The organism is Delftia sp. ZNC0008, from assembly GCF_000799035.1.
Classification (GTDB): Bacteria; Pseudomonadota; Gammaproteobacteria; order Burkholderiales; family Burkholderiaceae_C; genus Comamonas; species Comamonas tsuruhatensis.
Genome location: NZ_JTKZ01000284.1, coordinates 4112 through 14606, shown reverse-complemented (window position 1 = coordinate 14606; position 10495 = coordinate 4112). Strand labels below are relative to the sequence as shown.

Below are 10495 nucleotides of genomic sequence, written 5' to 3'. Positions count from 1 at the left end.
CTCATTGCCGCCATCTCCGGGCCCAGCATGATGATTGCCTGGCTCAAGCTGCGCCAGCGCAGCCTGGGTCCCATCCTGGACGCCAGCGGCTGGGCCATCAACGGCCGCATGCGCATCAACCTGCCGCTGGGCCGCAGCCTGTCGCAGACCGCCAAGGTGCCGGTGGGCGCGCGGCGCACGGTGGGCGATCCCTATGCGGAAGGCAATGGCCTGCGCAACACCCTGGTGGCGCTGGCCGTGGTGGCCTTGCTGGCACTGATGGCCTGGCGCCTGCACTGGATCGATGGCCTGCTGCCCGCCGGCTGGCAGTATGGCGCGGCACCGGCCGCTGTGCCGGCTGCGCCAGAGTCCGCACCTGCGCCTGCGCCAGCAGCGGCACCGGCACCTGCAGCGGCAGCTCAGTAAGTCGATGCCAAGGGGCGGGCAAGCCACTTGCCCCGCCCCGGTCGGGAAACCTCAAGGCGCGACAATAGCGCCATGACCACCCCCACCCACGTACAACGCAGTGCCGTGCCCCTGAGCACGCACGACACCACCCGCATCGACGACCTGCGCATCAAGGCCGTGCGCCCCCTGATCACCCCGGCCCTGCTGCAGGAATGGCTGCCCGCGCCCGAAGCCGCGCAGCAACTGGTGGAAACCAGCCGCTCCGCCATCTCCGGCGTGCTGCAGGGCCGGGACGACCGGCTCATCGTCGTCGTCGGACCCTGCTCCATCCACGACCACGACCAGGCCATGGACTATGCGCGCCAGCTCAAGGCCCAGGCCGACGCCCTGGCCGGCGAGCTGCTCGTGGTCATGCGCGTCTACTTCGAGAAGCCCCGCACCACCGTGGGCTGGAAGGGATACATCAACGACCCGCACCTGGACGGCAGCTTCGCCATCAACGAAGGCCTGGAAATGGCCCGCGCCCTGCTGCTGGATGTGCTGGCCCTGGGCCTGCCCGTGGGCACGGAATTCCTGGACCTTCTGTCGCCGCAATTCATCAGCGACCTGGTCAGCTGGGGCGCCATCGGCGCGCGCACCACGGAAAGCCAGAGCCACCGCCAGCTGGCCAGTGGCCTGTCCTGCCCTGTGGGCTTCAAGAACGGCACGGACGGCGGCGTCAAGGTGGCCAGCGACGCCATCCAGGCGGCCAGCGCGCCCCACGCCTTCATGGGCATGACCAAGATGGGCCAGTCCGCCATCTTCGAGACCCGCGGCAATGGCGACTGCCACGTCATCCTGCGCGGCGGCAAGCAGCCCAACTACGGCGCCGAGCATGTGCAGGCCGCCTGCGCCCTGCTGGAAGGTGCGGGCCTGCGCCCGCAGGTCATGATCGATGTCTCCCACGCCAACAGCAGCAAGCAGCACCGCCGCCAGATCGACGTGGCGGCCGACGTGGCCCAGCAGATCGCCGGTGGCGATGCCCGCATCACGGGGCTGATGATCGAAAGCCACCTGCAGGAAGGGCGGCAGGACATCGTGGACGGCCAGCCGCTGGCGCATGGCGTGTCCGTGACCGATGCCTGCATCAGCCTGGAGCAGACCGTGCCTGTGCTGCAGCAGCTGGCTGCGGCGGTGAAGGCGCGGCGGGCGAAGCTGCGGGGGTGAGTTGACTGGCCGGGTCTGTTTTGGGCCCGCGTCAGGCAATGGGGCAGTCCTGTCCTTCGGCAGGACTGCAATGCTGCAACCGCTACAGCGCAGTGGCGTGCATACAGGTCGCCGATGTAAAGACAGGGTCGGCAGACTGCGAGATCTCATTCAGATGCTGGGGCAGAGCATGCCCGCATCACGCTTTTCAGACCAGTCCGATTGCGTCATGCATTTTCGCATTGAATGATTGATTTTTATATCGGCTCAAGAGATTTTCTATTGTTGCATCCAGTGTATCTCAAGGATTGCGCCGATATGTTTGTCCATATTCCGCAGTGACAGGGATGGCGGGCAATGAATAATGAATGGCAGCTTCAATGTAACCCAGGATCTTCATTTCAAAGAATTCGGGTCATATATCATGGGTTTTGATTCTGCGGAGGAGGGATAGGTATGAGGCCTGGTGATGCAAAGCGGGTATTTGACCTCGCAGTTGGGCGCTCCGCACCACCGCTTGCCTCCATGGTCACCATTTTTGCCATTAGTTTCCATAGCCCTACTCTTGTTGCCCAATTCAGCATCGCCCTTTCCTTTGCTTCACTTTTATTTGTATTGCCGGCGAGTATTGGCGCCATCTTCTTTTCGGAAATGGCTGCCAGCAAAGATAAGGAGCAATCGGATTCACTCATCAGTTTGCTATTCTGGTTGGTCCTCTTGTACACCGGGGTTTGTTTTATTCTGGTGTATTGGCTTCCTGTTATCTCGAAAACCCTGATATCCGGTTTGCCAGAGGAACTGTTGGATGGGGCCGTATCGCAGGCAAGATTGATAATTCTGTGTATTCCATTCTTCGGAATCATCAATGTATGTAGCTGCGTTCTTGAGTCAAGATCACATACTGCCATCGTTGCAAAATTCAGAATGTGGCAGGTTTTTTTCCATGCAGCCTGTGTGATTGTTGTGATGGTGCTGCTTGGGAGGAACGAGTGGATGAGTGATGACTCGGTCGCTCTTGCCTATCTGTTCAGTGACATCATTTTTTCCATTGCCGCATATGCTTTGATGCGGAAATACTGTCAATTCGGTTTTTCATTCAATTTTCGTGGATTGCCAGGCAGAAGAATATTTGCCGTTTTGATTCCTGGTTATGCCAATTCTTTCTTTGGAAAATATCTGCTTTATATATTGTCAATGTCTGTTGCAGGGCTGGGTGCAATGTATTCTGCAATTCAATCCCAAGCTTCTGCCATATTGCTGTTGGCAGAACTGCCTGCCATAGGAGTCTGTGCTCTTCTGGCGATGGAGATATCAAAAAATCGTGGAAGATGGGCAGTGCAATTTCAGTTCATCAAAGATTCTTCTTCATTGATGATTTATTGTGCCATTATTCCGGCTGTTGCATTGATTGTATTCATGCTGTTCTATGAAATATCGAAGGCCAATGGTTATCAAATTGTCGGGGAGGGGTTCCTTTCCTTGGTGTGCAAAGGAATTACGGATGTGGGGTTTTTCTATGCGGCAGCAATTTCTGGCGGGCTAGGCCTTTATTGGTCGTCAAGAATCATTTTTTGGGTTGTTTACGCATTGGTGTTTTTTGCCCCGATGTCATTGGGATTTCATGGCTCCAGTTATTCCATGATCAATTATGTTTTCTCATTTTCTTCTCTCCTGTCCTGTGCGCTGTTGGTCCTGCTTATCCGCAACAGGCGAGATTCCCTATCCGAAGAGAAGATTGGCTTGAAGCAGAGCCTGTAGCAGTGGTGGCCCTTGGCGAGGTGATCTGTCCTTCGGCAACCCCGCAACCGCCACGATGCAGGCGCTGACATACGGGGTGGGGAGGCGGGGGAACGTTCTCAGGCCCGCACGGGCCTGGGCTCCAGATTGCGCGCCGTGCCCAGCCAGGTCGCGCAATGCGTTTCATGACCATCCTCGGCCACCGCATACAGGTCGGCTGCGCAGATGCTGAGCACGCGGCCGGCATCCACCACGCGGCCGCGCGCCCGCAGGTGGGTGCCGCGTGCGGGGGCGAAGAGCTTCACGCTGCCGTCCACCGTGGCATTGGCCCAGCCGGCAGGCAGCAGTGAACCTGCGGCCGACACCGCCGCAAAGTCGCCCAGTGCAAAGACCGCCGTGGCCTGCAACTGGCCCGGCTGAAAGCACAGGGCATCGGCAATGGGCATCTCCAGCTCGGTGGCTCCGGGCTCGGCACGCACGAAGCGCAGGCCCAGGGTGCGCGCCATGGGCATGGCCAGCACGGCGTTCTGCAGCGCCTGGGTGGATGGGGTGGGGTGGGTGGTCGGCTCAGTCATGGCCTGTCTCCTTCGTGGTGGGTGAAGCGGCACGGCGCACGCGCGGCCAGGGCGCGGCGGGTTTGTCGGGTGCGTTGGATGGGGCCGGTGCCGTCTGCGCCAGATCCCGCTCGGCCTGGCGGGCGCGCAGCCACTGCACATGGTCCAGGGCCTGGGCGCGCTGGGCCTGCAGCGCAGCGATCTGTTCGTCTATCTCCTGCACGCGCTGCTGCACGGCATCGGCCAGGTCACCGGGGCCTATGCGCCCCGCACGCCAGGCGCGCAGGTTCTCCGCAATGCGCGGCAGCCCGAACCCCAGCGCGCGGGACATGGCGATGAACACCACCTCGCGCCGGGCCGAGCGCGGATAGTCGCGGTAGCCATTGGGCAGGCGCCGGGGCTTGAGCAGGCCCGCGCGCTCGTAGTGCCGCAGCGCGTGGATGGAGACGCCCGTGAGCCGGGCGAGTTCGGAGATCAGCATGTGCCAAGGCTAGCAAGGCTCGTGCTGGGCTAGGGTTGGGAAGGGGACAGGTTTTTTCTATCGCTGTCTCTTGCCAGTCGTCTTCAAGCCGGCTGCGCGGCAGGCCTCATCACGCGCGCCGTGAACCGGGCCATGAACTCGCGCGTGACAATGCGCCCGCCCAGGGCCGTCAGGTAGTTGGCGCAGCCGTGCACCACCGAGGCGCGGTTGTCGTCGAAGGCTTTCAGCCCCAGGCGAACCACGTCTTCGCTGGAAGCTTTTTTCCCGAAGGATGCGGCCTCGCCGGCGCGGGCGAAGAACGCCGTGTCGGTAGCGCCCGGGCACAACGCCAGCACGCGCACGCCGCGCGGCCGGTACTCGGCCCAGAGCGCTTCGCTGAACGAAAGGACGAAGGCCTTGGTCGCGGCGTAGACCGCCATGTACGGGACCGGCTGAAACGCTGCCGTGGAGGCGATGTTGATGACGCCGCCCTGGCGCTGCTCCAGTGCGGGGAGACACAGGTGCGTCAATTCCACCAGGGCGCCCACATTCAGATCGATGGCCTCCCGCTGCATGGCCAGCGCCAGTTCATCAAACCTGCCGTGGGTGCCGAAGCCGGCGTTGTTCACCAGCAGGTCCGGCAGCAGGCCCCTGGCGCTGACGGCCTCGAAGACCCGCCGGGCCGCCCCGGGTGCGGCCAGGTCCTCCACCAGGAATTCGGCGCCGGGCAATTCGCTGGCGAGCTTCTCGAGCCTGTCGCGGCTGCGCGCGATCAGCACGACTTTGGCGCCACGGCGGGCAAGCTCCCTGGCGAATACTTCACCGATGCCCATGGAGGCGCCGGTCACCAGGACGGTTTTCTGGGAGAAATCAAAAGGGGTTTTCATGCACTCGAGTATTGCGACGGGGGGCCCGCCTGGGAATGGGCAGCGCTGGTAAGCTGATTTGCATTCATGAAAAACCAACCGCCCACCACCTGGGATGACCTGCGCGTGCTCCTGGCGCTTCACCGCCACCAAAGCCTGCTGGCCGCAGGCGCTGCCCTCGGCCTGTCCACCTCCACCGTCGCGCGGCGCATCGAGGCGCTGGAGCAATCCCTGGGCCGCGCCCTGGTACACCGCAGCAGCGCAGGGACGACGGTCGAGCCCGATGCGATGGAACTGGTGGAGCTGGCCGAGCAATTCGAGCTGGGACTGGGCGGCATCAAGCGCGACGACCGGCCCGCTGAGAAGGCCCATGCGCTGACCGGCACCATCCGCGTCAGCATGGGCGAAGGCTTCGTGAAGCCGGTGACCGCCGTGCTCTCGCAGTTGAGAAGCGCGCACCCCGGGCTGCATATCGAAGTGGCCGTGGAGTCGCGCTTCACGGATGTCGGGCGGCGCGAAGTGGACGTCGCGCTCCGGGTCGGGCGCTCCAGCTCGGCCGTGGTGGTGGAGAAATGGGCGGGGCAACTGACGTTTGGCCTGTACGCCTCGCACGGCTATGTCGAGCAGCGCCTGCCGGGTCGCCGCCTGCGCGTGCAGGACTTCGCCAGCCACGATTTCGTGGGACAGGACCTGGCCACCGGCCGGCAGGACGCCTCCAACCTGTGGCTGGCCAGCCGGGGCGCCACCCGGTTCGTCTTTCGATCCGCCTCCGACCTGGCCCGCCAGGAGGCCACGGAGCAAGGCCAGGGCATCTGCCTGCTGCCCGACGCCATGGCCCATGCCGTGCCCGGCCTGGTGCGGCTGGAGGTGGATGCGCCACTGCCGTCCTGCCCGGTGTACCTGGCCTATCACCGCGACCGCCGCAACGTGCCGGGCGTGCGGGCAGTGATCGACGCGCTGGGCGCGGCGCTGGCCGAAGCGCTGCAGCCGCCCGCAGAAAAAGCCGAAGCGGCCAACCCTGCCGCGCAGTCATGACAGGCCCGGTCTTTCCAGACCGTTCAAGGCGGGGGCGCGGACGACGGACCCGGTGAGCAGCCAGGACCATCGTTGGCCGTCGATCCCAACAAAACAAGAATGGGCAGTGGCTGGCGCGAAACGACCCGTTGTGGTCGTTCGTGCCTCGGCGCCTGCAACCGCTCAATCCTTGAGCAAGCGCGCCTTCACCGTTCTCCCCTTGATCTTTCCGCTATTGAGCCGGGCAACCACGTCATGCGCAATCTTGCGGTCCACGGCCACATAGGTTGCGAACTCGTTGATGTCGATCTTGCCCACTTGCTCGCGGGTGTAGCCCAGGTCTGCGGTGAGCGCGCCCAGCACATCGCCCGGGCGGATCTTGTCCTTGCGGCTGGCATTGATGTGGATGGTGGCCTTGGATGGCAGGAGCCGGCCGCCGGGAGTCGGCGTGAGCTCGTCCAGCGGGTACCAGACGGATGGGCTGCCCTGCATCTGCTCGATGTTTCCGACCGCGCCCATTTCGTCCATCGTCGCAAGACTCAGGGCCAGGCCTTTCTGGCCGGCGCGGCCTGTGCGGCCGATGCGGTGCACGTGCACTTCAGGGTCGGGCGTGATGTCTACGTTGATGACGGCGCCCAGGTTGGTCACATCCAGCCCGCGAGCCGCCACATCGGTGGCGACCAGCACGGAGCAACTGCCGTTCACGAAGCGCACCAGCACCTGGTCACGGTCACGCTGCTCCAGATCGCCGTGCAGCTCCAGCGCGCTGTAGCCCTGGGCCTGCAGCAGCTCGGCAAGGGCCCGGCAGCGCGCCTTGGTATTGCAGAAGGCCAGCGTGCTCTCGGGCCGGAAATGCTCCAGCAGGCGAGCCACCGCAGGCAGCCGCTCTTCCTTGTCCACCTCGTACCAGCGCTGCTCGATCTGCTCGCCGCTGTGCTGCGCGGCGACCTTGACCGTGACCGGGTCACGCATGAATCGCGCGGCCAGCTTGGCGATGCCTTCAGGGTAGGTTGCGGAGAACAGCAAGGTCTGGCGCTGCGGGGGGCACTGCTTGGCGACCTTGGCGATGTCATCGACGAAACCCATGTCGAGCATGCGATCCGCTTCGTCAAGCACCAAGGTGTTCAGCGAATCAAGGTTCAGATTGCCCCGGTCCAGGTGATCGATCACACGGCCGGGCGTGCCCACGATCACGTGCGCGCCGTTCTCAAGGCTCGCGTTCTGGCCGCGCAGCGGAACGCCGCCGGACAGGGTCACCACCTTGACGTTGTCTTCCGCACGCGCCAGGCGGCGAATCTCGGTCGTCACCTGATCGGCCAGCTCGCGGGTGGGGCAGAGCACCAGGCCTTGCACCGAGAAATTGCGCGTATCCAGCTTGGCCAGCAGCGCCAGGGCAAAGGCTGCGGTCTTGCCGCTGCCGGTCTTCGCCTGGGCGATCACATCCTTGCCTTCAAGCGCAGGGGGCAGGCTGGCGAGCTGAATCGCCGTCATTTCAAGGTAGCCGAGCCGCTCAAGATTGGCGAGCGTCGCAGGCGAAAGCGCAAGTTTGTCGAAGGAATGGGGGGAAGCCGAGGGTGCAGTCATGGCGGCATTTTAGTTTTGGCGCTCTCAGGACCGGGGCGCGGCACGCTGGTCACTGAGAAAGAACAGGGGCTTGCTGGGCCATTGCCGGCATGTGCGAGAAGAAGGGAAGCTGGGTGTTGACGGCATGGATGGCAAGAGGTCTGCCGTGGGGCTAACAGATAGCAACCAGCCTGAAGCTGCCGGCCAGCAGTCGGCTGGCGACCCATTGCGGTCTTCGAAGCAAATTCAAAAGCGGTCGTCCAGAGCACCCCAGTTTCGAAGACCTGCGGCCGCATCGGCGTAACTCAATGCAAGCCTGAAGGCTCTTGCAAACGTTGGCTGGCGAGCGGTCGGCTGGCCTACTATCGGCCGCGCTTCTCCAAAATCGCGATGAGTTCTGCGTCGACCTCGTCCGGCACTTGGTTCTGTCGATGGCGAAGTCGTTCAACCACCGTGCCGGTCGGGGGATGGCTGTCCCACGCCTCGCGGCCCCAGTCGCCCCGCAGCAAGATGTCCCAGTAGATCTCGCCTTTCGTGCTATCCACCAGATCGCCTGCGTCATCGGGGGCTGCGCCGTAGCTCAGCAGCAGCGCCGCCAGCGGTAGGCAGATCGGGCGCATCTCGCTGCCGCGACCGCACAGCAGCAGCGCGACGGCACCGAGCAGCGAGCCGCGCCAGTACAGACGCTTGTAGCGGAAGTCAGCGTCAATGCCGCTGCCCGTCAATTTGTGCAAGCACAGGCGCACAGGCATGTTGGCGTCTAACCCCTGGGCAAGCAGCCCGGCCAAGAAATCCAAGATCAACTGACCATCGCGCGCCGGGACGAAGTGTCGGTCGCCGTTCAGTGGGACGTCGGCCATGAGCGCCCGCTCCTTGGCGTCGAAAATGCCAACTAACACCTCGCGCTGAAACGCATCGGGCTCCATCCAGAACGCGGCGCTGGCACCGTTGGTGAGCAACTCATTGGCCAGGGTCAGCGGCTGGCAACCCATCGTCGGGTGGCGCATGACGTTACGCAGCAGGGAGGTGGGGCGGTCATCCCACAGCGGGGTGTCCAGATTCACCCCCGCGGCGACCAGCTCGGCAACGGTTCCTGCGTCGCGCTCCTGCCAGTACAGGCGCTCCAGGCGGCGCTGATCGCTCATGGCCGGCGGCGCAACGGAGCGCGCGCCCAGTGTCTCCAGCACGGCCAGCACGTCCAGCCGGTCCTTAAAGAAACTCACACTGTTGAAGAGAAGGCTGCCCCTCACCTGCTCCGGGTGCAGGGCCCAGCGGATCTGCGCGTTGACGTCCACGCCCTCGCGAGAGGCCAGCAAGGCCAGCAGTTCGGGATGTTCGCAGAGCGCGCGCAGCACACACTCCGAGCGCCACAGCGCCACGGGGTCGGCCTGTGGCGCCTGCACGAGCGTGCGCAGCAGTGCCGTAGTGTTCTTGCCGCCGTAGCTCTGCACAACCTCTGCGACCTCGTCGACCCAGGCCAGGCAGGCGATTAGGTCGACGTTCGCGTCCAGCAGCGCCGACACCGCCTTGCCTAGCCGGGCCTTGGCCGCATGCACCAGAAGCGGCGTGCCATCGACCACGGCATTCTTCGGTGCGCCGGCCTTGATGGCCTTGGCGAAGGCAGCCTCCTTGCCGTCCAGCAACAGCTCCAGCAGCGCCTCCTCCTCAGTCAGCATCGGCGCCGGGAAGGCCTTGGCAGCAACCTTTTTGCCGCCTTGGTAATGCAGCGTTCGCGTTTCGCCGACCTGCCCGTACCAGATGCGCACTCGGATGTGCGTCGCGCCGGCGTCGTGCAGTGCCTGGATGTGCGCCTTCTCCAATTCGTCGCCGGATGAGCTTTCAATCACGAAGCGCAGCGTCTCGCCCCGCAGTGACGTACTGGTCACGAAGGGCTTCTCCCAGTCGTCGAAGCAAACTTGCAGCGGCGCGGGCCACTGGTCGGCGAACTGGCCGACTGCGGTCTGGAGGTGACCGTGCAGCGCGGAGAGCATAAGGGCATCAGCGCCGATGCAGGTAAAGGTCAGGATGTTGGAAGACATGAGGGGGGTGTAGAAAGGCGAGAAGGCGTCTGAGGAGCCATTGTGTCCAAGCTCGGTGCCCGTTAGCTTGACACTTTGTCCACACACCCATATCCAGCCTTTGCGACTTTCAATCGACGTTGCAAATTCGGCTTTAGATTTGACTATCGGATAAAAGCAATGCCCGCTCTTGGCCGTTTGCCGTCATCCGAGAAGAGCAGCTTCTCTTGGCGATATCGATACGCAGCCAGCAATCTCTTGCCGCCCCATCCTGCCGACATCCCGTCATAGCGGCTGCCCAGGCGTTCCCCCTGCCGCCCAGCCACCAACCCAGCACAGCTTTTTTCGCCTGCGCCCGACCACCGCGAGCAAGCTTGCTCCACGCCAGGATCACTTCGGCAAGATCATCGTCCTCGCAGTAAAGGTAGGCAGTCGGCACTCCGAAGGTTTGCGCATTCCGGTGAGACTTTTCCACGGGTGGCCGCCATCGTCGTATCCAAGCCGAAAACAACCATCCTGGCTTTGCCGTCCGTTCTACGAATTCCGTAGAGACGCCCCTCGCCGATTCAACGAGCATCGCAGGATGCCTCATCATCCCGATCCTTCAACGGCTGCTTCTGCCGCGCCTCGGCTCGACGACCTCGCCATCGACGCCGTTCTGCACATGGGCGCCGCGCTGGATGTGCTGGACCTGCACGCTCGCCACAAGGT

8 protein-coding genes and 1 pseudogene are annotated in these 10495 nt (G+C 63.4%); 4 read left to right on the top strand and 5 right to left on the bottom strand.

Going from position 1 to position 10495, the window contains the following annotated elements:
- The 3 genes and pseudogenes from L995_RS09470 to L995_RS09460 form a co-directional block, all read left to right on the top strand.
- Positions 1-405 (top strand): annotated as a pseudogene (locus tag L995_RS09470) (hypothetical protein); the annotation flags it as partial.
- A gap of 72 nt (positions 406-477) precedes the next feature.
- The gene (locus L995_RS09465; protein WP_047471212.1) at positions 478-1593 is read left to right on the top strand and encodes a 3-deoxy-7-phosphoheptulonate synthase; all 1116 of its coding nucleotides are present in this window, start codon (positions 478-480) and stop codon (positions 1591-1593) included.
- Between the two features lie 504 nt (positions 1594-2097).
- Positions 2098-3330: a multidrug transporter MatE gene (locus L995_RS09460; RefSeq protein ID WP_231574398.1), complete on the top strand. Its 1233-nt coding sequence runs from the start codon at positions 2098-2100 to the stop codon at positions 3328-3330.
- A gap of 98 nt (positions 3331-3428) precedes the next feature.
- Here the strand turns inward: L995_RS09460 and L995_RS09455 are convergent, their stop codons facing one another.
- The 3 genes from L995_RS09455 to L995_RS09445 all read right to left on the bottom strand — a co-directional run bounded on the left by L995_RS09455 (position 3429) and on the right by L995_RS09445 (position 5210).
- A complete protein-coding gene (locus L995_RS09455; RefSeq protein WP_047471208.1) occupies positions 3429-3884 on the bottom strand; it encodes a PaaI family thioesterase in 456 nt (151 codons plus the stop codon).
- The gene (locus L995_RS09450; protein WP_016454514.1) at positions 3877-4344 is read right to left on the bottom strand and encodes a MerR family DNA-binding transcriptional regulator; all 468 of its coding nucleotides are present in this window, start codon (positions 4342-4344) and stop codon (positions 3877-3879) included. Before L995_RS09450 ends, L995_RS09455 begins: the two co-directional genes overlap by 8 nt.
- 83 nt (positions 4345-4427) lie before the next feature.
- The gene (locus tag L995_RS09445) at positions 4428-5210 is read right to left on the bottom strand and encodes an SDR family NAD(P)-dependent oxidoreductase (RefSeq protein WP_047471206.1); all 783 of its coding nucleotides are present in this window, start codon (positions 5208-5210) and stop codon (positions 4428-4430) included.
- 66 nt (positions 5211-5276) lie between these two features.
- Between L995_RS09445 and L995_RS09440 the strand changes: the two genes are divergently transcribed.
- Entirely contained in the window at positions 5277-6224 is a 948-nt protein-coding gene (locus L995_RS09440; RefSeq protein ID WP_047471203.1) for a LysR family transcriptional regulator, read from the top strand.
- A gap of 162 nt (positions 6225-6386) precedes the next feature.
- Here L995_RS09440 and dbpA read toward each other — a convergent pair whose 3' ends face one another.
- Both dbpA and L995_RS09430 read right to left on the bottom strand, forming a co-directional pair.
- A complete protein-coding gene (gene dbpA, locus L995_RS09435; RefSeq protein ID WP_016454517.1) occupies positions 6387-7787 on the bottom strand; it encodes an ATP-dependent RNA helicase DbpA in 1401 nt (466 codons plus the stop codon).
- Between the two features lie 341 nt (positions 7788-8128).
- Positions 8129-9805 carry a hypothetical protein gene (locus tag L995_RS09430; RefSeq protein ID WP_047471201.1) on the bottom strand — a complete coding sequence of 559 codons (1677 nt, stop codon included), beginning with the start codon at positions 9803-9805 and terminating at the stop codon, positions 8129-8131.
- Positions 9806-10495: the final 690 nt, after the last annotated feature.